17 protein-coding genes and 3 pseudogenes are annotated in these 19,970 nt (G+C 71.7%); 7 read left to right on the plus strand and 13 right to left on the minus strand.

Annotation, left to right across the window (positions count from 1 at the left end):
• Window positions 1-782 precede the first annotated feature (782 nt).
• Together AB0A61_RS09525 and AB0A61_RS09530 are read left to right on the plus strand one after the other, a co-directional pair.
• Window positions 783-2,792, plus strand: a complete 2,010-nt coding sequence (locus AB0A61_RS09525) for a glycosyltransferase family 2 protein (protein WP_361288739.1) — start codon at window positions 783-785, stop codon at window positions 2,790-2,792.
• Window positions 2,789-4,723: a kelch motif-containing protein gene (locus AB0A61_RS09530; RefSeq protein ID WP_361288742.1), complete on the plus strand. Its 1,935-nt coding sequence runs from the start codon at window positions 2,789-2,791 to the stop codon at window positions 4,721-4,723. The genes AB0A61_RS09525 and AB0A61_RS09530 overlap by 4 nt, the downstream gene beginning before the upstream one ends.
• Before the next feature lie 294 nt (window positions 4,724-5,017).
• On the opposite strand, the gene AB0A61_RS09535 is transcribed toward AB0A61_RS09530, so the two are convergent.
• The 7 genes and pseudogenes from AB0A61_RS09535 to AB0A61_RS09565 form a co-directional block, all read right to left on the minus strand.
• On the minus strand, window positions 5,018-6,052 hold the full coding sequence (locus tag AB0A61_RS09535; protein WP_361288745.1) for a glycoside hydrolase family 6 protein: 1,035 nt from the start codon (window positions 6,050-6,052) through the stop codon (window positions 5,018-5,020).
• Between the two features lie 308 nt (window positions 6,053-6,360).
• A complete protein-coding gene (locus tag AB0A61_RS09540) occupies window positions 6,361-7,026 on the minus strand; it encodes a class F sortase (RefSeq protein WP_361288748.1) in 666 nt (221 codons plus the stop codon).
• A 13-nt stretch (window positions 7,027-7,039) separates the two neighbouring features.
• Window positions 7,040-7,435 carry a hypothetical protein gene (locus AB0A61_RS09545; protein ID WP_361288751.1) on the minus strand — a complete coding sequence of 132 codons (396 nt, stop codon included), beginning with the start codon at window positions 7,433-7,435 and terminating at the stop codon, window positions 7,040-7,042.
• A 120-nt stretch (window positions 7,436-7,555) separates the two neighbouring features.
• Window positions 7,556-8,335, minus strand: coding sequence for an HAD-IIA family hydrolase (locus AB0A61_RS09550; RefSeq protein WP_361288754.1), 780 nt, complete (start codon window positions 8,333-8,335; stop codon window positions 7,556-7,558).
• 150 nt (window positions 8,336-8,485) lie between these two features.
• Window positions 8,486-8,872, minus strand: a pseudogene (locus tag AB0A61_RS09555) (GntR family transcriptional regulator); the annotation flags it as partial.
• A gap of 34 nt (window positions 8,873-8,906) precedes the next feature.
• On the minus strand, window positions 8,907-9,731 hold the full coding sequence (locus AB0A61_RS09560; RefSeq protein ID WP_361288757.1) for a hypothetical protein: 825 nt from the start codon (window positions 9,729-9,731) through the stop codon (window positions 8,907-8,909).
• A gap of 146 nt (window positions 9,732-9,877) precedes the next feature.
• Window positions 9,878-11,071 carry an ROK family transcriptional regulator gene (locus AB0A61_RS09565; protein WP_361288760.1) on the minus strand — a complete coding sequence of 398 codons (1,194 nt, stop codon included), beginning with the start codon at window positions 11,069-11,071 and terminating at the stop codon, window positions 9,878-9,880.
• A gap of 94 nt (window positions 11,072-11,165) precedes the next feature.
• Between AB0A61_RS09565 and AB0A61_RS09570 the strand changes: the two genes are divergently transcribed.
• From AB0A61_RS09570 to AB0A61_RS09580, 3 genes are all read left to right on the plus strand, one after another.
• Window positions 11,166-12,248, plus strand: a complete 1,083-nt coding sequence (locus tag AB0A61_RS09570) for a Gfo/Idh/MocA family oxidoreductase (protein WP_361288763.1) — start codon at window positions 11,166-11,168, stop codon at window positions 12,246-12,248.
• The gene (locus tag AB0A61_RS09575) at window positions 12,245-12,748 is read left to right on the plus strand and encodes a heme-degrading domain-containing protein (protein WP_361288766.1); all 504 of its coding nucleotides are present in this window, start codon (window positions 12,245-12,247) and stop codon (window positions 12,746-12,748) included. Before AB0A61_RS09570 ends, AB0A61_RS09575 begins: the two co-directional genes overlap by 4 nt.
• A 353-nt stretch (window positions 12,749-13,101) precedes the next feature.
• Entirely contained in the window at window positions 13,102-13,977 is an 876-nt protein-coding gene (locus tag AB0A61_RS09580) for an LLM class F420-dependent oxidoreductase (protein ID WP_361288769.1), read from the plus strand.
• An 82-nt stretch (window positions 13,978-14,059) separates the two neighbouring features.
• Here the strand turns inward: AB0A61_RS09580 and AB0A61_RS09585 are convergent, their stop codons facing one another.
• From AB0A61_RS09585 to AB0A61_RS09605, 5 genes and pseudogenes are all read right to left on the minus strand, one after another.
• Window positions 14,060-14,917 carry a fumarylacetoacetate hydrolase family protein gene (locus tag AB0A61_RS09585; RefSeq protein WP_361288772.1) on the minus strand — a complete coding sequence of 286 codons (858 nt, stop codon included), beginning with the start codon at window positions 14,915-14,917 and terminating at the stop codon, window positions 14,060-14,062.
• A gap of 190 nt (window positions 14,918-15,107) precedes the next feature.
• Window positions 15,108-15,824, minus strand: coding sequence for a membrane protein insertase YidC (yidC, locus tag AB0A61_RS09590; protein ID WP_361288775.1), 717 nt, complete (start codon window positions 15,822-15,824; stop codon window positions 15,108-15,110).
• A gap of 115 nt (window positions 15,825-15,939) precedes the next feature.
• Window positions 15,940-16,293, minus strand: a complete 354-nt coding sequence (locus tag AB0A61_RS09595) for a DUF6412 domain-containing protein (RefSeq protein ID WP_361288778.1) — start codon at window positions 16,291-16,293, stop codon at window positions 15,940-15,942.
• Between the two features lie 45 nt (window positions 16,294-16,338).
• Window positions 16,339-16,470: pseudogene (locus AB0A61_RS09600) on the minus strand (transcriptional regulator); the annotation flags it as partial.
• Between the two features lie 159 nt (window positions 16,471-16,629).
• Window positions 16,630-17,427 carry a class E sortase gene (locus AB0A61_RS09605; RefSeq protein ID WP_361288781.1) on the minus strand — a complete coding sequence of 266 codons (798 nt, stop codon included), beginning with the start codon at window positions 17,425-17,427 and terminating at the stop codon, window positions 16,630-16,632.
• Between the two features lie 343 nt (window positions 17,428-17,770).
• Between AB0A61_RS09605 and AB0A61_RS09610 the strand changes: the two genes are divergently transcribed.
• Window positions 17,771-18,787 carry an SEC-C domain-containing protein gene (locus AB0A61_RS09610; RefSeq protein ID WP_361288784.1) on the plus strand — a complete coding sequence of 339 codons (1,017 nt, stop codon included), beginning with the start codon at window positions 17,771-17,773 and terminating at the stop codon, window positions 18,785-18,787.
• A gap of 82 nt (window positions 18,788-18,869) precedes the next feature.
• Here the strand turns inward: AB0A61_RS09610 and AB0A61_RS09615 are convergent, their stop codons facing one another.
• Window positions 18,870-19,310, minus strand: a complete 441-nt coding sequence (locus tag AB0A61_RS09615) for a hypothetical protein (protein ID WP_361288787.1) — start codon at window positions 19,308-19,310, stop codon at window positions 18,870-18,872.
• A gap of 398 nt (window positions 19,311-19,708) precedes the next feature.
• Here AB0A61_RS09615 and AB0A61_RS09620 point away from each other — a divergent pair.
• A pseudogene (locus tag AB0A61_RS09620) lies at window positions 19,709-19,935 on the plus strand (hypothetical protein).
• Window positions 19,936-19,970: the final 35 nt, after the last annotated feature.

The following is a 19,970-nucleotide window of genomic DNA, read 5'->3' on the forward strand; positions in this document are numbered from 1 at the left end:
GCCACCCACACCCCCACCCCCGCGGGAACAGTGACCGCCGGATGAAGTGGTGGGCGCTTCGCCACCCACACCCCCACCCCCGCGGGAACAGTGACCGCCGGGTGAGGGGGCCCCGGCGGGGTGGCGGAACGGGGGTGTCCTGGGGGTGGGTGGATAGGCTCTGGCCATGGGTGCGCTTGGCCGGGCGCTCCAGGCGATGGGCATCGTCGGGATCCGGCACGGCCTCGGCACCTGGTGTCCCGGCTCGCGGGCCGGCCGGCCGCCGCGGACCTCGTTGAACTGGAATCGCTCGTCGCCCGTATGGAACAGCAGGCCGCCGACGCGTCCCAGGACCCGCGGGTCACGGTTCCGGCGATTCCCCGCGAGCGGAGGAGGCGATAGGAGACCACTTCGGCAACATCCGTACCCGACTGTCCACAACGGCTCCACAACCTCCCCACAGACGCCACAATGCGCGCGTTTGACCGGTAAACACCGCGTTTCGCATCTTGCGATCACGCGGAATGCCGTAGAACTCTGGATGCCAACATGCCGCTTTTACACGGCAGTTGGGGGGCAGGAATCCGGTTGCCGGAACTACGGGAGAGAAGGGGACCCCGTGCGTCGACGGGTGCCGAGGGGGGCAGCCATGCAACCGGAAGGTCGCGGTCACATGTCTGTACGGTGGAGAGGACGTGGTGCCTGCGACCACACCACGTAGACGTCTGTGCAGGTCAAGGGGGACCTCGAGCAGGCGAAAGAACTGACGAACACGCGCTGACCTGCGTGTGGGGGGATGACTCATGACGCCGACAGGCGCCGGGCACGATTTCGATCCTTCACAGACGACTCGGCTCAGGGTGCTCCCGCACCGGGCCGGCCACACGGGGACCATCCGCAGAATCAGGAAGACGCTGCCCAGATACGACTACGAGCACTACAGTCGCCTGGCCGGTCCCCTCACCCAGCCCGACCCGGACAAGCCCTACACGGTGCAGTACCGGTCACTGATCTCGCAGGAACCGCACCGCGTCCGCGTGGCGTTGATGCTCGCCGCGGCGCCACTGCTGTCGCTGGTCCTGCTCGCCTGGCTGCTGCAACCGGAACACTGGACCCAACGCGACTACCCGGCCTACGACTTCCTGCCGGTGCTCGACGTGGTGATGCTGGTCTCGATCGGCCTGATCGAGCTCTTCCGCTGCATGAACGTGCTCTCGAACGCGCACGCCACGCTGGTCGCCCGCGACCCGGTCCCGGTGGTGCCCGAGAACGGCACGCGCGTCGCCTTCGTGACCACGTACGTACCCGGCAAGGAACCGCTGGAGATGGTGACCAGGACCCTGGAGGCCGCCGTACGGCTGCGTCACCGGGGCCTGTTGCACGTCTGGCTGCTCGACGAGGGCGACGACCCGGAGGTGAGAAAGGTCTGCGAGCGCCTGGGCGTGCACCACTTCACCCGCAAGGGCGTCGAGCGCTGGAACCGGCCCAAGGGCCCGCACCGCGCCAAGACCAAGCACGGCAACTACAACGCCTGGCTGGAGGCGCACGGCGACGAGTACGACTTCTTCGCCTCCGTCGACACCGACCATGTGCCGCTGCCCAACTACCTTGAGCGCATGCTGGGTTACTTCCGCGACCCGGACGTCGGCTTCGTGATCGGCCCCCAGGTGTACGGCAACTACGACACGTTCGTCACCAAGGCCGCCGAGTCGCAGCAGTTCCTCTTCCACGCGCTGATCCAGCGGGCGGGCAACCGCTACGGCGCGCCGATGTTCGTCGGCACGTCGAACGCCGTGCGCATCAGGGCGATCAAGCAGATCGGCGGCCTGTACGACTCGATCACCGAGGACATGGCCACCGGCTTCGAGATGCACCGGGCCCAGAACCCGGCGACGGGCCGCAAGTGGCGGTCGGTGTACACGCCGGACGTGCTCGCGGTCGGTGAGGGTCCGGCCGCCTGGACGGACTTCTTCACCCAGCAGCTGCGCTGGTCACGGGGCACCTACGAGACGATCCTCAAGCAGTACTGGAAGGGCTTCGGCTCGCTGCCGCCGGGCAAGCTCTTCAACTACACGATGATGATCATCTTCTATCCCATGTCCGCCCTCAACTGGATCCTCGCCGCGGTGAGTTGCGCGCTGTTCCTGGGCCTGGGCGCCTCGGGTGTCGACATCGACCCGACCGTATGGCTGATGCTGTACGGCAACGCCTCGGCGCTCCAGATCGGGCTGTACGTCTGGAACCGCCGGCACAACGTGTCACCGCACGAGCCGGAGGGTTCCGGCGGTGTCGCCGGCATGGTGATGTCCGCGCTGTCGGCCCCGATCTACGCCCGGTCGCTGATGGACGCCGTGCTGCGCCGCAAGAGCAAGTTCGTGGTGACCCCGAAGGGCGAGTCGGCGAGCCCCGACACACTGTTCGGGACGTTCCGCGTGCACTGGTTCTTCATCCTGGTCTTCGGCGGTTCGATCGCCGCCGGTCTCGTCCTCGGGCACTCCCATCCCGCGATGATCACCTGGGCGGCGTTCGCGCTGCTGATCACCGCCTTCCCGATGTTCGCCTGGCGGTGGACGCTGCGGCAGGAGCGGAAGAAGCGCACGGCGGCGGCCGCCGCGCCGGAGCCGCAGGACGCGGTACCGGCGCACGGGGCACACACACCGGCGCAGGGGGTGCCGACACCGGCGGCGGAGCTGCCCTCGCCGTACGGGGCGCACGCCCCTCGGCGACGGCCGAGCTGGGCCGGGTCGTCGGACGGAACGGGCGAACACACCATGGAGATCGCCCTCGGTGGACTTGGGGGACGTAAGGAATGAGGGACCAGGCCGGCCTCCGCCGCGCCCGTCGACTCGGGATCGGCGCGGTGGTGGTACTCGCACTGGCCGGGATGAACGGGCCGTGGCTGTACCGCTTCGGCACCGAGCGCTACCACCAGTACGTGATCAACAAGCCCGAGTACAAGGCCGCCAACGGCCACTGGGACATCGTCGAGTTCCCCAAGGAGTACCGGCAGGACACCATTCACGCCGTGCTCCTGCACACGGGAAAGGTGCTGCTGGTCGCGGGCTCGGGCAACAACCAGGACAACTTCAACGCGAAGAAGTTCGACTCCCGCATCTGGGACCCGATCAAGGGCACCGTCAAGAAGGTGCCCACACCGAAGGACCTGTTCTGCACGGGCCACACGCAGCTGGCGAACGGCAACATCCTGATCGCCGGCGGCACCAAGCGGTACGAGAAACTCAAGGGCGACGTCACCAAGGCCGGCGGCCTGATGATCGTCCACAACGAGAACCCGGACAAGCCGATCACGCTGCCCGCGGGTACGAAGTTCACCGGCAAGGCGAACGGCAAGACGTTCGTGTCCAAGGACCCGGTGCTGGTACCGCGCGCCAAGAAGAACTTCGACAAGAGCGGCAGGTTCCTGGGCAACACCCCGGGCCTGGGCCGCATCTACGTCGAGGCGCAGCGCAGCGGCACCAAGTACGAGACGGGCACGCAGGACAACTACCGCATCCAGGGCCTGAGCGGAACCGACGCCCGCAACACCTACGGCATCGCGCAGAAGCTGGCCCTGGACAAGAAGGACTTCCAGGGGATCCGCGACGCCTACGAGTTCGACCCGGTCGCCGAGAAGTACATCAAGGTCGACCCGATGAACGAGGCCCGCTGGTACCCGACCCTCACCACCCTGGGCGACGGAAAGATCCTCAGCGTCTCCGGCCTCGACGACATCGGCCAGCTGGTCCCGGGCAAGAACGAGATCTTCGACCCGACGACCAGGAAGTGGACGTACACGCCGACGATCCGCCAGTTCCCGACCTACCCCGCGCTGTTCCTGCTGCAGAACGGCAAGTTGTTCTACTCGGGCTCCAACGCGGGCTACGGCCCGGACAACGTGGGCCGCGACCCGGGCATCTGGGACGTGAGCAGCAACCAGTTCACCAAGCTGCCCGGCCTGAGCGACCCCAACATGATGGAGACCTCCGGCACGGTCGTGCTGCCGCCGGCGCAGAACGAGAAGTTCCTGGTGATCGGGGGCGGCGGGGTCGGCGAGTCCAAGCTGTCCAGCAAGAAGACGCGGATCATCGACCTGAAGGCGAAGGACCCGCACTTCACGGACGGCCCGTCACTGGAGAAGGGCACCCGCTACCCGCAGTCCTCGGTCCTCCCCGACGACTCGGTGCTGATCTCCGGCGGTTCCGAGGACTACCGGGGCCGCAGCGACTCCAACATCAAGCAGGCGCGCCTTTACGACCCGGTGGGCAACACCTTCAAGCGGGTGGCCGACCCGCTGGTGGGCCGCAACTACCACTCCGGCTCGATCCTGCTGCCCGACGGCCGCGTGATGTTCTTCGGCTCCGACTCCCTGTACGGGGACAAGGCCAACACCAAGCCCGGCACGTTCGAGCAGCGCATCGAGATCTACACGCCGCCGTACCTGTACCGGGACTCGCGGCCGTCGCTCTCGGGCGGCCCGCAGACCATCGCACGCGGCGCGTCCGGCACCTTCACCTCGCAGCACGCCTCGACGATCAGGAAGGCGCGGCTGATCCGGCCGAGCGCGTCGACGCACGTGACGGACGTGGACCAGCGTTCGATCGCGCTGGACTTCAAGACGTCGAGCGACAAGGTGACGGTGACGGTGCCCAGGAGCCGGGATCTGGTGCAGTCGGGGTGGTACATGCTGTTCGTCGATGACGATCAGGGGACGCCGAGTGTCGCGCAGTGGGTGAAGGTGCCGTAGCGCTGCGTCGGCCCCGCGCCCCTAGGGGGTGTCGTCACATGCCCGTCGTCGCCCGGAGGGCCGCCTCGCGGCGTCATGGGGGTCCCCCCTGCTCGAGCGAAGCCGAGAGCTCGGGGGAGCGTGCTCTCGGCGTGCCGGCCGGAAGCCCTCGTACTGGATGTACTCGGGCTTTCGCCCGGTGCGGCGGTGGGGGCCCCGCCCGCTCGAGCGAAGCCGAGAGTGGGGGAGCGTGCATGGCGGCGTGAGGCAGACGGGCATGTGACGACAGGGCCCAGGGCGCGGGGATCCTCGCCGTTACTTCGAATCCCTGGCCAGTTTCAGCGCATAGTCCACCCACCAGTCGCCCGCCTTCGGGCCGCCCTTGCAGGTGCCGTCCGACTCCCCCGGGCGTTTGACCCAGAGGTAGGCGTCGACCAGGGGGTCCGCCGTCTTCGTCGTCGGGGGCTCGCCGAGCGCGCGGTCCGGAGGGTTGCACCAGCGCTCGTCGGGGGCGCCCTTCGTGTACGGGCCGTTGCCGTTGCGGCTGGTGTCGACGACGAAGTGCTGGGCGCCCAGCTTGGCGGAGAGCCGCTTGCCGTAGGCGACGGAGTCCTGGGTGGAGTAGAAGTTGGAGACGTTGACGGCGAAGCCGTCGGCCTGGTCGACGCCGGCGCGCCGAAGAGGCTGGAAGATCTGCTCGGGGTGGCCCCAGCCCACATTGCCGGCGTCCAGGTAGACCTTGGTGTTCTTCAGCGACTTGAGCTTGGTGATCGCGCCCTTGAGAAGGTCGTAGCGCTCCTCCTGGTACTGGGCCGGGGTGCAGCCGTCCACCAGGTGCAGCACGGCGTCCGGTTCCAGGATCACCGTGGCGGCGCGGTCCCCGATGCCACGGGCCACGGCGTCGAGCCAGGCGCGGTAGGCGTTGCCGTCGGCGGCGCCGCCCTGCGAGTACTGACCGCAGTCGCGGTGCGGGATGTTGTAGAGGACGAGGAGCGCGGTGCGGCCGGCCCGGTCGGCGGCCTCGGTGAAGCCGCGTGCCTCCCGCTCCGGGTTCTCCGGGCCGATCCACTCGCCGGTCGGCTGTTCGGCGATCTTCCGGATCTGCTCGGCGTCGGCCTTCTTGCCCGCCTTGACGTAGGCGGCGACCTGCCGGGCCGCGTTGCTGTCCGGGTTGACCCAGAACGGATCGGCCTCCTTGGGTTGCTGGGTGATCGTGGCGCTCGTGCCCTCGTCCTTGTCTCCCCCGCCGGAGGAACACCCCGCGACCAGCAGGGCCGCCCCCAGCACCAGCGCGGACGCCCGTGTTCCTGCCGAAGGGGCGCGCGACAGCGCCCCCCTCATGCCGTACATCCGACTCCCCCTTGGTGCGGCTTGGCCAACTCCCATGCTGGCACAGGTGATACGGCCGCCACGAGATCGCCCGGGCGTTGTCAAGGAGCTGTTACAGCGCCCGCCGCTCTGCCTCTAGGCCGGGGGCGCTCGTCCGTTCTAGAGTCGCTTGCGAAGGCCCCGGCCCCCGGCCGTGGTTCATCCCCTGAGGTCTTGAGGCCTCCCGCGCCGGTCGCCGGGTTACTCCCGCGGCCCGGTCGCGCGCGGTTGAGGACCGGCCCGGTCGGCGACCTCCGGGGGAGCAGGTCGTCGACCGGGCCAGGTGGGCCTCAGCGGCTGCTCCCCGTGAGGTACGCCGACACCACCACGTTCGCGGTGTAGCTGTGGCTCGCCCGGTCGAAGGTGCCGCCACAGGTGATCAGCCGCAGCTCGGCGCGGCCGGACTTCCTTTGCCCGTACGCCTGTTGGGCGTCGAAGTGGTCGCGCGGCAGGACCTTGACGTCCTCCACCGTGAAGTCGGCCACCTCGCCGTCGTCGCGCTGCACCCGGACCGTCTCGCCGGGCCGCAGCGCGCTGAGCCGGGAGAAGACGGCGGGCTTGGTCACGGTGTCGACGTGCCCGACCATCAGCGCGGTCCCGGGCGCCCCCGGTCTGGCCCCGGCGCCGTACCAGCCCACGACGTCGGCCCGGTCGAGGGGCGGCGGGTCGATCGCGCCCCGAGCGTCGAGGCCGCGGGCCTCCACGGGTGCCCGCACGCCCAGGTCGGGGATGTCCAGGCGCCGCGGCAGGGCGTCCTTCAGGGGCTTCGCCGCGGGCGGCAGCCGGTCCTGCGGGGGCCGGCCGGCCGCGGCCATGTCCCCCGTGGTCGGTCCCGACAGCTGCTGGCGTACGTCGGGCAGGTCGCAGCCCCACAGCCACAGCCCGAGCAGCAGCACCACCCAGGCCAGACCGGTCAGGAGGCGGCCGGTGCACCGGGAGCGTTCACCGTCGGACATCGTGATCGCATCCTCAGTCCGTCCCCCGGCGCCGGCGGGCGAGGGGGCATGCGCCCGCGCGGGCCGAGCCGAGAGCCCGGGGAAGCAGGACGACGGCGGCCGCGGCGGCGGCGGCGAGCAGCAGCCCGGCCACCGCGTGCCCCGCGCCCGGGGCGGCCGCGGCCAGGTGCGCGGTGCCGCCGCCACCCGCTGCCTCGGGGGCGACGGGCGAGGCGGGGGCGGTGCTCGGCCGGTCCGGCGGGGGCACGGTCGGCCGCGTCGGCCTCCGGGCCGAGGCGGACGCCGGCCCCGCTACGAGGGTGCGGGCGGGGGACGTCCGGGCCACCGGGACATCGGCCGCCTGGGCCGCCGGAACGAGCGCGGCGGCCGCCAGCAGCCCGGTACAGACAGTGAGGCGCAGTGAACCCATCGTGAGACCTCCGGGATCCAGCAGACTCCCGGAGGGCCGGACCCGCATCCGCTGCGGGCCCCCACTGCTCCGTTCGGGTGAGCGTACGTTTCAGGCGCGGTCGGCTAGGACGCGGTCGACTCAGACGCGGTCGACCAGGTCGGCGATCGAATCGACGACCCGGGACGGCCGGAACGGATAGCGGTCGACGTCGTCGGGCCGGGTCACACCGGTGAGCACCAGGAAGGTCCGCATACCGGCCTCGAGTCCCGCGAGGACGTCGGTGTCCATACGGTCGCCGATCATGGCGGAGGTCTCGGAGTGGGCGCCGATCGCGTTCAGCCCGGCCCGCATCATCAGCGGGTTGGGCTTGCCGACGAAGTACGGCTTCCTGCCGGTCGCCGCGGTGATGAGGGCGGCGACCGAGCCGGTGGCGGGCAGGGCGCCCTCGGCGGACGGGCCGACGTTGTCGGGGTTGGTGGCGATGAACCGGGCGCCGTCGTTGATGAGCCGCACGGCCTTGGTCATGGCCTCGAAGGAGTAGGTACGGGTCTCGCCGAGGATGACGAAGTCGGGCTCGTGGTCGGTCAGGACGTACCCGATGTCGTGCAGCGCGGTGGTCAGGCCCGCCTCGCCTATGACGTAGGCAGTGCCGCCGGGCCGCTGGTCGTCGAGGAACTGGGCCGTCGCCAGGGCGGAGGTCCAGATGTTCTCCTCGGGCACGTCCAGTCCCATGCGGCGCAGCCGGGCGTGCAGGTCGCGCTGGGTGTAGATGGAGTTGTTGGTGAGGACCAGGAAGGGTCGGCCGGACTCACGGAGCTTCTTGAGGAAGGCGTCGGCGCCGGGAATCGGTATTCCCTCGTGGATCAGGACTCCGTCCATGTCGGTGAGCCACGACTCGATCGGCTTGCGGTCTGCCATGTGCGGGTTCTCCTGCCGTACGCGGGCCTGCGTGAGCCCAGCCTAACCAGTGGCCGGATCTTGCCGGAACGGTCAGCTTCCGGTGGCCTGCTTCCACGCCTCGACGTACGAGGTCAGGTTCTTGTCGATGTCGGCCCAGTCCGCCCCCGCCTCGGCGGCGAGGGTGTCCGGGCAGGGGAAGCGGTCCAGGGTGACGAGACCGCGGCCGGGGGTGCGTCCCTGCCGCCGTACGCCCTCGGTGTAGCCGGCCAGGGACAGGGGCTGCTCCAGCTTGGGCCCCGCGACGACCGTGCCGCGGCCCTGGCGCCTCAGCTTTCCTTCGAGGACCAGTTCGCGCAGCGCCTGCCGCACGGTCTCGCGGGCGACCCCGTACTCCTCCGGCAGGTCACGCTCGGTGGGGATCGGCCGGCCCTCCCCCAGTTCGCCGATGAGGCGGTCGATCTGCGCCTTCACCGCGTAGTACTTGGGGATGCGGCCGTGCTCCGGGATGCCGGAGCGGACGGGGGCGCCGGGGGCCTGGTCGTTCGGGTAGTCCACGCAAGCGAGATCGTCGCAGACGCGGCCTTCGGCCTCAGCGGCGCCTCCAGGTCAGCACGATCGTGCCGCCGGCGGCGAGCAGCAGCGCGGTCGCCGTGATCACACCGAGTGGGGTGCCGAGGCCGGTGCGGGCGAGTTCCTCGGCGAACGGAAGCGGGTCGTGCGGTGCGGCGGGGCCCGCACTCGGGTCGGTCGCCGCGGTGCGGCTCGCGGTCGGGTCGCCCGGGGCGGTGCGGGCCGCGCCCGGATCGGTTCCCCCGTCGGCCATGGGTCGGGGCTCCGCGGCCGGATCGGTGCCCGGGCTCGAACCGGAGCCCGGGCCGATACGGAAGCGGTAGTCGTTGGACTGGCCGACCCAGTCGCCGTCGTCGTCGTGCCGCTGGACGACGGCGGCCTTGACGGTGACGTCGTTGGCCACGGCGTCAGGGGTGACCGCCAGCCGGACCTTCACGGTGACGGTCCTGCGCGGGGCGATGGTGAAGCCCGGCAGCCCGGCGTCGAACGGTCCGACGAGTTCCTTCTGGTCGGTGGTCTCCAGGTGCACCGGGTAGGCGCGGGCCCCGTCGTAGAACTCCAGGCGGGTCTGGCCGGCTCGGAGCACCCGCTTGGAGTCGACGAGCACGACGACCGGGTGGATGGCGGCGCAGGTGCGGTCGGTGGTGTTGGTCAGGTCGAGGGAGAAGGTGCCGTATCCGCCTCCGGGGTCGTACCTGCCGGGACCGTCGTGGATGCGGCTCGTGATGGGGAAATGACGGTCGTCCGGCCCGGCGCAGACCGGACGGGAGTCGGCCCGGGCCGGCCCGGACAGGAAGGCGGCGGCTGCGGCAAGGCAGAGGGACAGGGACGTGCACAGTCGCATGAACACATGACCTTGTCGGAGGGAGACCGCGGACGGGTGGCGCCCTGCTGAAGGCGGGCCTCGAACGGCGGTACGGATCCGCCCGACCGGCGCACCGGTTTCCGCAGTTTCCGCGGTTTCCGGCCGCCCGGAGCACCGCTCACGGTTCAGCCGTCGCCCCGCCCGAACAGCGGCGCGAGCAGCAACTGGGCCGCGCCCTCCGCGACGCCCCGGGCGCCGCCCGGCGCGACCCGCACCGGGACCGCGCCCTCCGGCGCCCCCTCCCGCCGGGCCCGGGCATCGAGCACCGCCGCGACCCCTGTCACGAACTCGTCCGGAGCCGCGGCCACCGTACGGCCACCCAGCAGCACCAGATCGATGTCCAGCAGCCCGGCCAGGTTCGCGGCCCCGGCTCCCAGCACACGCGCCGCCTCCCGGACCTCACCGCGGCCCACCGCGGCCAGGCACAACGCCTCGATGCAGCCCCGGTCGCCGCAGCCGCACCGCGGCCCGTCGAGCTGGATCACCTGGTGCCCGAACTCCCCCGCCCCGGTGCGCGCCCCCCGGTGCACGGCCCCCTCGATCACCAGCCCGGCCCCGAGTCCGGTCCCGAGGTGCAGATACGCGAAGGACGCGCCCTCGCCGGCCACCGCCAGCCCCAGGGCCGCCGCGTTGGTGTCCTTGTCGACCACGACCGGTACCCCGAGCCGCCGCCCCAGCGCGTCCCGCAGCGGAAACCCGTCCCACTCGGGGAACCCGGTGACCCGGTGCAGCACCCCGAGCCGGTGATCGAGCGGCCCGGGCAACGCCACCCCGACCCCGAGCAGCGAATCAACGCCGACAAGGGAAGCAGCACCGACAAGCGCAGCAGCACCACTCCCGCCCGACCACCCCCCGGTGAACCGCCCCGCGCCTGTCCTCCCCGTCGTCCACAGCACCTCCCCCACCAGTTCCTCGACCTCCCGCGCCACCGCCTCCACGACGGCCGGTGCCCCCGCGCCGAGGTCCAGCGGACGGCGGCGTTCCGCGGCCACGGACCCGTTGAGGTCGACCAGCACCGCCCGTAGCTCGTCCCGGTCGACATGCACCCCCACCGCGTGCCCCGCCTCCGGCACCAGCCGCAGCACGGTGCGGGGCTTGCCGCCGGTCGACGCCCGCCGGCCGGCCTCCGCCGCGAGCCCCTCCTCCCGCAGCCGCGCGGTGATCTTGCTGACTGCCTGCGGGGTGAGCCCGGTGCGCTCGGCGAGCTCAAGCCGGCTGATCCCCTCCGCCCCCGCCGCCCGCAGCAGATCCAGCACCAGCGCGGTGTTGTGGCTGCGCAGAGCCAGCAGATTCGCGCCCGCGGCCCCGCCGCCCGTCATCCCCGCCACTGTGCCTACCGCCCTTCCCACTGCCCACGCACCCCATTCTCCCCCGCGCTTGCACTTTGGCAACAGCGTTGCCAAAGTAGAGCCCATGACTGGTACGACTGGTACGCCCCTCCGCGTGGGCCTCGTCGGCTACGGCCTCGCGGGCTCCGTCTTCCACGCCCCACTGATCGCCGCGACCGAGGGCCTGACCCTCGACACGGTCGTCACCTCGAACCCCGAGCGGCAGGCCCAGGCCCGGGCGGAGTTCACGGACGTCCGCATGGCCGCCACCCCGGACGAGCTGCTGGCCCGCGCCGACGAGCTGGACCTGATCGTCATCGCCTCCCCGAACAAGACCCACGTCCCGCTCGCCACGGCCGCCCTCAAGGCCGGACTGCCGGTGGTCGTGGACAAGCCGATCGCCGGCACCGCGGCCGAGGCCCGCGACCTCGCGGCCCTGGCCGAGGAGCGCGGACTGCTCCTGTCGGTCTTCCAGAACCGCCGCTGGGACAACGACTTCCTGACCCTGCGCAAGCTGATCGCCGACGGCGAGCTGGGCGACGTATGGCGGTTCGAGTCCCGCTTCGAGCGCTGGCGGCCGCAGCCGAAGGGCGGCTGGCGCGAGTCCGGCGACCCCGCAGAGATCGGAGGTCTGCTCTACGACCTGGGGAGCCACCTCGTCGACCAGGCGCTGGTCCTCTTCGGCCGGGCCACCTCGGTGTACGCCGAGTCCGACATCCGCCGCGCGGGCGCCCGGACGGACGACGACACGTTCATCGCCCTCACGCACGAAAGCGGCGTCCGCTCCCACCTTTACGTCTCGGCGACGGCCGCCCAGCTCGGCCCGCGTCTGCGCGCACTGGGCTCGCGGGCGGGCTTCGTGAAGTACGGCCTCGACCCGCAGGAGGCGGCCCTGCGCGAGGGCAGCCGCCCCGGCTCGACGCCCGACTGGGGCACGGAACCCGAGTCCCTGTGGGGTCGCGTCGGCGCCGGGGAGTCCCCGGTGACCGGCGGCGGCCGCCCCGTACCGACCCTGCCCGGCGACTACCCCGCCTACTACGCGGCCGTGGCCGCCGCCCTCCGCGAGGGCGCGCCGAACCCGGTGACCGCGCTGGAGGCGGCCGCCGCCCTCGACGTACTGGAGGCGGCCCGCCGCTCGGCCCGCGACGCAGTGGTGGTGACCCTGTGACCGGCAACCCGAGGATCACCCCGAAGTTCGCCCCGGAGATCACCCCGAGCGTCGAGGAACTGGAGGCGCAGGAGCGCCGCCTGGTCTTCCGCCGGTTCACCCACGACGACGCCTGGGCGCTGGGTTCGCTGCTGGTGGAGCTGGCCCGGGAGCGGCAGGCGCCGGTCGCCGTCGACATCCACCGTGCCGGCCAGCAGCTCTTCCACGCGGCGCTGCCCGGCTCCACCCCCGACAACGACGCCTGGATCGCCCGCAAGCGCCGGGTGGTGGAGCGTTACGGCTGCGCGTCGTACCTGGTGGGTGCCCGGTTCCGGGCCAAGGGCACGACCTTCGAGGAGTCCTCGCGGCTCGACCCCGACCGCTACGCGGCGCACGGCGGTTCCTTCCCGGTCAACGTGGAGGGTGTGGGCGTGGTCGGCGCGGTGACGGTGTCCGGGCTGCCGCAGCTGCAGGACCACCGGTTCGTGGTGGAGGCACTGGAACAGTTCCTCGACCGTTAGTCCCGGCGGGGCATTGGTCCCGGCGGGGCATTGGTCCCGGCGGGGCATTGGTCCCGGCGGGGCATTGGTCCCGGCGGGGCATTGGTCCCGGCGGGGCATTGGTCCCGGCGGGGCATTGGTCCCGGCGAAGCATTGGTCCCGGCGAAGCATTGGTCCCGGCGGGGCATTGGTCCCGGCGAAGCATTGGTCCCGGCGGGGCATTGGTCCCGGCGGGGCATTGGTCCCGGCGGGGCGTTGGTCCCGTGGGGGGAAAGCCGGGGCCCAGGGGAATTACCTGCGGGCGCCCTCCGGTTGGGACTTGCCGTACGCGTGATGATCACAGGACAGCACCCCGCCCGGAGGGATCGGAACCGATGAGCGACACCGCAGGGCCCCTGAAGGAGAAGGTCGGCCGGTACGGCATCTGGAGCCTCGGGCTCCGATCGGAGGACCCGACCCGGCGCGGCGAACTCGCCGAGGCCGCGGCCGAGCTGGAGGAACTGGGGTACGGCGCCGTCTGGCTGGGCGGCAACAGCACGGCCCGCAACGTCGCTCCGCTCGTCGAGGCGACCTCGAAGATCGTCGTCGGCACCAGCATCCAGAGCATCTGGCAGGAGGAGGCCGCCGTCGCCGCGGCGAACTTCACGGAGCTGGAGGCGGCGCACCCCGGCCGCTTCGTCCTGGGCCTCGGGGTGAGCCACGGCCGGTTGGTGGACCGCTACCGCCGTCCGTACGCGGCGATGGTCGCCCACCTCGACGAGCTCGACAAGGCAGGCGTCCCCGCGGACCGGCGTCTGCTGGCCGCCCTCGGCCCGAAGATGCTGGAGCTGTCCCGGGACCGGGCGGCCGGCGCCATCCCGTACCTGGTCACGCCGGAGCACACGGCCCAGGCCCGCGAGATCCTGGGCGCCGGCCCGTTGCTGGCCCCGGAGTTCAAGGTCGTGACGGAGACCGACCCGTCCCGCGCCCGCGAGGTCGCCCGCGGCTACCTCGCCATGTACCTGGCGCTGCCCAACTACACCAACAACTTCCTGCGTCTCGGCTTCACCGAGGCGGACATCAGCGACGGGGGCAGCGACCGCCTGATCGACGCCGTCTTCGCCTGGGGCGACGAGTCCCGGATCCGCGCCCGTATCGAGGAGTTCCGGCAGGCGGGCGCGGACCACGTGGCCCTCCAGGTGGTGACGGACAACCCCCGCGAGGCCCTCCCCAGGGAGGAGTGGCGCCGCCTGGCCTCCGTGCTGGCGTGACCGGACCGGGCTGAAGGGGGCGCGGGGGGCCGCGCGACCGGCCGCCGCGAACCAGCGGCCGCTCGCCGCGGCCTTCCGCCCCTCAGGCGTCCTTGAGTTCCTGCCTCTGCCGGCCGAGCCCGGAGATCTCCAGCTCGACCACGTCCCCGGCCCGCAGATACGGCTTCGGCTCGGGCTGCCCCAGCGCCACCCCCGCCGGGGTCCCCGTGTTGATGACGTCCCCGGGATACAGGGTCATGAACTGGCTGACATAGCGCACGACTTCGGCCACCGGAAAGATCTGCTCGGCCGTCGTCCCGTCCTGCTTCAGCTCTCCGTTGACCCACAGCTTCAGCGGAAGGCCCTGCGGATCGGGCACCTCGTCCGCCGTCACCAGCCACGGCCCCAGCGGGTTGAACGTCTCGCAGTTCTTCCCCTTGTCCCAGGTCCCGCCCCGCTCGATCTGGAACTCCCGCTCGGAGACGTCGTGCGCCACCGCGTACCCGGCGACATGCGCGAGCGCCTCCTCCCGCGACGTGAGGTAACGGGCCGTACGCCCGATGACGACCGCCAGCTCCACCTCCCAGTCGGTCTTGCCGGACCCACGGGGAACGAGCACGGTGTCGTACGGGCCGACCACCGTGTCCGGCGCCTTGAAGAAGATCACCGGCTCGGCGGGCGGCTCGGCACCGGTCTCGCGGGCGTGGTCGTGGTAGTTCAGCCCGATGCACACGATCTTGCCGATCCGGGCCAGCGGCGGCCCGACGCGCAGCCCCGCCGCGTCCAGCGCGGGCAGCTCCCCCGTTTCGGCGGCGGCGCGGATCCGGCCCAGGGCGGCCTCGTCGGCGAGCAGGGCGCCGTCGATGTCCCGGACGATGCCCGACAGGTCCCGCAGGATCCCCTCGGCGTCGAGCAGCGCGGGCTGTTCGGCTCCCGCCGTACCGACTCGCAGCAGCTTCATGTTCCCCATCTCCCTCGATCGCGGGCGGCCCGCCCGATGAAGGCACCTGGGTGCGGCGGGCGCAGCCATCGGAGGACTGGTCGATCCTCCAAGGTCGAAGTCCAGTCCGCAACACCCCGTTCACGTACTGGACCGCCGCCCTGGCCGGTCAGGCCCGCCACCGGGCTGGTCAGGACCGCCACCGGGCCGGTCAGCGGTACAGCACCGCACGCTCCACCGCGCTCCACGTCGTGCTGGTCACCACGTACAGCGCGGCCGCCAGCGGCACCACGGCGACGGTGACCAGGGTGAAGAAGGACAGGAACGGCATCACCTTGCCGACCGCGCCGAGCCCGGGCACCTGGTCCCCGGCGTCGCCCGCGACCGCGAGCGCCCCGCCGTCGGCCGTCGTGCGCCTGGTCCGCAGGTAGTTGAAGGTGGCGACCGCGCCCACGACCGCGAACAGCCCGGCGTAGACGAGCCCGGCCGCGCCGAAGGCCTGGCCGTCGGCGAGCACGTCCGCCCACCGGCCGCTCAGCGGCGCGGCGAACAGCCGATGGCCGAGCAGCCCGCCGGTGCCGCCGCCGGCCGAACCGGAGAACAGGCGGTACAGCAGGAAGAAGGCGGGCAGCTGCAGCAGGCTGGGCAGGATGCCCGAGAGCGGCGACACCTTCTCCTCGGTGTGCAGCTCCAGCACCGCCTTGTTCAGCTTCTCGGGGTCCTTCCGGTACTTCCTCCGCAGCTCGGCGATCCGCGGCTGGAGGGCGGCGCGGGCCCGCTGTCCGCGCGCGGCGGCCCGGGCCAGGGGGTGGACGAGGAGGCGTACGAGGGCGGTGAACAGGACGATCGCGGCGGCGGCCGCGGAGGCGTGGAAGAGCGGCTGGAGCAGGTCGGCGAGCTGCTCGACCAGGTTGGCGAAAACGGACATGGGTGAGCCCTCCGGGGGTCTCGTCGTGCCGGAATGACGGAGATGGCGGCATGACGACCCGCGCGAGGTCACGGTCACGGGATCCGGCAGTTGCTGCCGGTGTCGTGGAGGTGCCCTACGCGGCGGTCGCCGGGAGGGCGTGCCCGGGTGCTCGCGGCCGTTGCCGGCCCGCGGCGTCGGGATCGCGCTGGGGCAGGAAGGCCGTACGGCGGGCACGGTCACGGATGGCCGTACGTACCCGGGTGGGCGGCACGGCGGGCGCGCAGCGCGAGGCCAGCAGCGCGCAGGCGACGAGCGCGGAACCGGCCGCCGCGGTCGCGGCCAGCGCCACGGTCGCGGAGAGGCTTCCGGTGTCGAGCACGGCGACCTGGAGGAGCACGAGGAGCACGAGGAGCAGGACCAGCGGTGCGGCGGCGGGACGCAGACCGACCCGACGGGCGACCCCGCCGGCGACCCGGCTGCGGATCATGACCGACTCCCCCTCCCCGTACGCGGACGCTGTCCTGACCTTCGTTTATACAGGATCGATCTCCAGCGGCTGCAACAGCCGCTTCGGCCTGAGCAGCGCCCGGCTGACCGGATCCGCCGGGTCCGGATCCAGTCCGGGTCCCGGCGCCATGAGGACGTCCTGGACCGGTACGACGGTTGCGTCGCCCGGAACCGCGCCACGACCCGCCCCGCGCCCCCGGGCCACCCTGGCCCTGCCCAGCGCGGCCACCGCCGTGGCGCTGATGACGTACACGGCACCGGCGGTCACCCTCCCCGGCACCGCGGCGGCCCTGCAGCGGAAAGGGAACCACCCGGCTCAACGCGGCCGCATCGAAAGGAGTTGGCCCCAGACCACGAGCCGGTACCGGGAGGTGTACTCCGGGGTGCATGTGGTGAGGGTGATGTAGTAGCCGGGCTCGGTGTACCCGTAGCCGGGCTCGGTGACGCTGCTGGGCACCGGCCGGAGCACCCCGCTGTCCTGCGCGGAGGTCTGCGGCAGGGTCCTGTCGACGGCGTAGGTGTAGACGGCGGCCCTGGTCTCCACCTCGACGACGTCGTGCGGCCGGAGCCGATTGAGGTACCGGAACGGCTCACCATGGGTGTTGCGATGCCCGGCGAGCGCGAAGTTGCCCGCCCGCCCGGGCTGTTGGGTTCCGGGATAGTGACCGACGTACCCCTTGTTGAGGACGTCCTGCTTCCCGACGCCCTCGGCGACCGGAACGCGGAGGTCGAGGCGGGGGATGGTGAGGACGGCGTAGGCCTGGGACCACTGAGGGCGGGGAGCGGAGACCAGCCGCTCCCGGGCAACCTGCTGCTCCCGGGCGCCAGGGACCGCCCCATCCCCGAAGGACGCACTGCCCCGGCCGCTCGCCGCCGAACCACCCGCCCCCGGGGTCGCGGAGATCACCGGTGCGGCACCCCACTCCCGCTCCAGCGCCTCGACCTTGCGCTCGGCACCCCGCTTGGCCTCCCGGTTGGTCCACCACAGCTGATGGACGACGAGCAGCAGGACCAGCACGCCCACTGTGACCAGCACCTCACCCCCGGTCCACAGCACACGCCGCCGCCGGGCACGCCGCCGCCGGTCGCGGTGCTGCACGACGGGAACCCGCATACGGCCGCCCCCTTCACCGGACTTCACCGGACTTCACCGGACTTCACCGGGCTTCACCGGATTCGCCGACGATAAGGGCGCAGGGACGAGGTCACCACCCCCGTGCACAGGGGTACGCCGGAAACGCGGCCGCCCTACGGCAGTGACACTGTGGCAGCGGCCGCCCGCGAGACCGGCCCGGTGGCGGCGGCCACCCCGCAACAGCGACCCGGTGGCGGCGGCCAGCCCGCGACAGCGGCCCGGTGGCGGCAGCCACCCCACGACAGCGGCCTGGTGGCAGAGGTCCTGCCCCTGGCCTGCAGGTCCCTCACTTTTGTCACCGCCCGGCAGTACGGTGTCCTGCATGCGCCCCGACACGCCCGCCGAAAACGTCGACCACGCCGCCGAAGCGGCCCGCCTGGAGCGGACCGCCGGCCTGTACCCCGAGGACGCCGAGGCCCTCCTCCTCCAGGCCGCGGCCCACCTGGAATTGTCCGGCGACCGCCCCGCCGCGACGACGCTGTACGACCGCCTGCTGTCATCCCCCGACGGCTTGGACAACCCCTACCTGGTCCGAGCTCTGAAGGCCTCGAACCTCTGGGAGTACGACCACGAGGCGGAAGCCAGGGCGATCATCGACGGAGTCCGCACCGCCGCCCCGCGTGACCCGGCCTCCTGGGTGATCGTCGCGGAGGCCCTGGAGTCCCACGACGAGCTGGAAATGGCGCACGAAACGTTCACGGAGGCGGCGAAACTCCTGCTCACCGACGTCTCCGAGCCCCCGTACGCGACACACCCCATCCTCTTCGGCCGCCACCGGGTGCGGCGCATGCTGGGCGCTTCGCACGACGACTGGGACAACCTGGCGGACACCCTCCACTCCTCCCCGGTCTCCCTGGACGAGCTCCACGACCCGAAGAGGGTCTGGTCGCTGGGCTCGGAGAACCCGGCGGAACTGGAAGCGGAGATCAACCGCCTGCGCGCGGAACTGGGCACCTACCGGGAGGCCCTCTCGCGCCCGTTCCCGGTGGCGATCCTGCACTGGCCGGCACAGGAGCTCGAGGAACTGCTGACGGCGTACCCGGCCCTGTCCGGCGAGTACCCGTCCCACGACGAGCACCTGAGCACGATAGAGACCTCACTGAGGGAGCTGTCCGCCTCGGGCACCGAGAACCTCGGCATCGTGACGGGCACGGTCCCGTCCTACGAGGCCTTCGCCGCCTCGGAGGCGTCCTCCCCCTCCGACGCGACCCTGCTGCCGCAGTACGCGACCACCCTTGCAGCCCGCGGCCGAGCGGTGGCCTGGCCTCCCCAGCGGGGAGCGGCCTGCTGGTGCGGCTCGGCCCGGGTGTACGAGGAGTGCCACGGGGCGGACGCCTGACCCCGAGGTGCGGGGCCGAGTCCAAGGTGCGGGGCGGCTGCTCTCCGCCCCGCACCGACCTCCGACAGGCGAGGCCCTGCCGCTAGTCGAACCGCACGCAGACCGTGACCGGCAGCTTCGGCGACCACCGCTGGGTGGTCCAGTCATAGGCGCGAGCGTAGGCGTTGCTGCCCGGGGCACAGGGGGCGGCGATGTTCGTCTCCACGTACACGGCACCGCCCGGAGTGATGGGGTGGGTGTGAGCGATCACGTTCCGCGCGAAGGCCACCCTGCCGTTGTTGTACATGACGGCGACGTAGACACGCCCTCCCACGGTGAAGTTGCCGCCACCCAGCTTGAGATGCTGATTGAAGTTGTAGCTGAACAGGAAGGGCTGGCCCTGGGGCGCCTGCGCAAGGGAAGCCGCCTTCTGCTGCGGGGCGTTCGGCGCGGCAGAGACTGTCGCAGGCGAGGCCGTACCAAGACCGACCACCGCGGCTGCACACACCGCGACCGTCACACGCCGGACGGCACGCCGGGTCATTGACGGGAGCGTTCGCATGACTGCTCCAAGAGGTCCTGAGAAATTCCCCGCGCCGACAGCCCACGGCCTCACCCGACCACAACACCGCAGCACGGAGAACGGGAAGAAGCAGGCACACATCCCCCGACCTCCTCGACCCGACCGGCCGAGCACCGCCCTGCTCCACCTCCCAGCCTAGGCCTGGCTCAGGGGGCCTACAACTTGCCGACGGGCCCGAGCCGCTTTCTCGTGGACGAGCGCGCCAACGGGGATGTCGTCGCACGACCGGGCCTGCGGCGCCCTCCCACCTCGGGATGAGCAACGGCGCGTATCCCGCGCAACTGGAGGGTGAGCACTTCGACTTCGGCGCATCCCGGTAGCGGGCGGAGTGGAGGAGGAGTCGGTGGCACGCACGGAGTATCACGACCGACTACCACGATCCATACGCCCCCGAACCCAACAGCCGGGTGGTCGCAGCCCAGGCCGTGGTGACGGACGAACAGGGCCACCGGTGAGACGGACGACGCATTCGCCGGAACTGCGACTCGTCGACCCCAGCGAGCCGGAGGCACTGCCCATGCACCACACACGGCGGCTCCGCCTGTGGCACACCTTCGAGCAGGGGGATGCTCCGTACCTCTGGTGAGGAGGCCGTCCCGCGACGTGTTGTCCCGAGTGTTG

Origin of the sequence: Streptomyces sp. NPDC046197 (genome assembly GCF_040646295.1) — a bacterium.
Lineage (GTDB): Bacteria > Actinomycetota > Actinomycetes > Streptomycetales > Streptomycetaceae > Streptomyces.

Bases quoted from the DNA above. Each gene is read 5' to 3' on its own strand.
- AB0A61_RS09525 (WP_361288739.1), top strand. From the start codon at position 783: ATGACGCCGACAGGCGCCGGGCACGATTTCGATCCTTCACAGACGACT.
- AB0A61_RS09530 (WP_361288742.1), top strand. From the start codon at position 2,789: ATGAGGGACCAGGCCGGCCTCCGCCGCGCCCGTCGACTCGGGATCGGC.
- AB0A61_RS09535 (WP_361288745.1), bottom strand. From the start codon at position 6,052: ATGTACGGCATGAGGGGGGCGCTGTCGCGCGCCCCTTCGGCAGGAACA.
- AB0A61_RS09540 (WP_361288748.1), bottom strand. From the start codon at position 7,026: ATGTCCGACGGTGAACGCTCCCGGTGCACCGGCCGCCTCCTGACCGGT.
- AB0A61_RS09545 (WP_361288751.1), bottom strand. From the start codon at position 7,435: ATGGGTTCACTGCGCCTCACTGTCTGTACCGGGCTGCTGGCGGCCGCC.
- AB0A61_RS09550 (WP_361288754.1), bottom strand. From the start codon at position 8,335: ATGGCAGACCGCAAGCCGATCGAGTCGTGGCTCACCGACATGGACGGA.
- AB0A61_RS09560 (WP_361288757.1), bottom strand. From the start codon at position 9,731: ATGCGACTGTGCACGTCCCTGTCCCTCTGCCTTGCCGCAGCCGCCGCC.
- AB0A61_RS09565 (WP_361288760.1), bottom strand. From the start codon at position 11,071: ATGACGGGCGGCGGGGCCGCGGGCGCGAATCTGCTGGCTCTGCGCAGC.
- AB0A61_RS09570 (WP_361288763.1), top strand. From the start codon at position 11,166: ATGACTGGTACGACTGGTACGCCCCTCCGCGTGGGCCTCGTCGGCTAC.
- AB0A61_RS09580 (WP_361288769.1), top strand. From the start codon at position 13,102: ATGAGCGACACCGCAGGGCCCCTGAAGGAGAAGGTCGGCCGGTACGGC.
- AB0A61_RS09585 (WP_361288772.1), bottom strand. From the start codon at position 14,917: ATGAAGCTGCTGCGAGTCGGTACGGCGGGAGCCGAACAGCCCGCGCTG.
- yidC (WP_361288775.1), bottom strand. From the start codon at position 15,824: ATGTCCGTTTTCGCCAACCTGGTCGAGCAGCTCGCCGACCTGCTCCAG.
- AB0A61_RS09595 (WP_361288778.1), bottom strand. From the start codon at position 16,293: ATGATCCGCAGCCGGGTCGCCGGCGGGGTCGCCCGTCGGGTCGGTCTG.
- AB0A61_RS09605 (WP_361288781.1), bottom strand. From the start codon at position 17,427: ATGCGGGTTCCCGTCGTGCAGCACCGCGACCGGCGGCGGCGTGCCCGG.
- AB0A61_RS09610 (WP_361288784.1), top strand. From the start codon at position 17,771: ATGCGCCCCGACACGCCCGCCGAAAACGTCGACCACGCCGCCGAAGCG.
- AB0A61_RS09615 (WP_361288787.1), bottom strand. From the start codon at position 19,310: ATGACCCGGCGTGCCGTCCGGCGTGTGACGGTCGCGGTGTGTGCAGCC.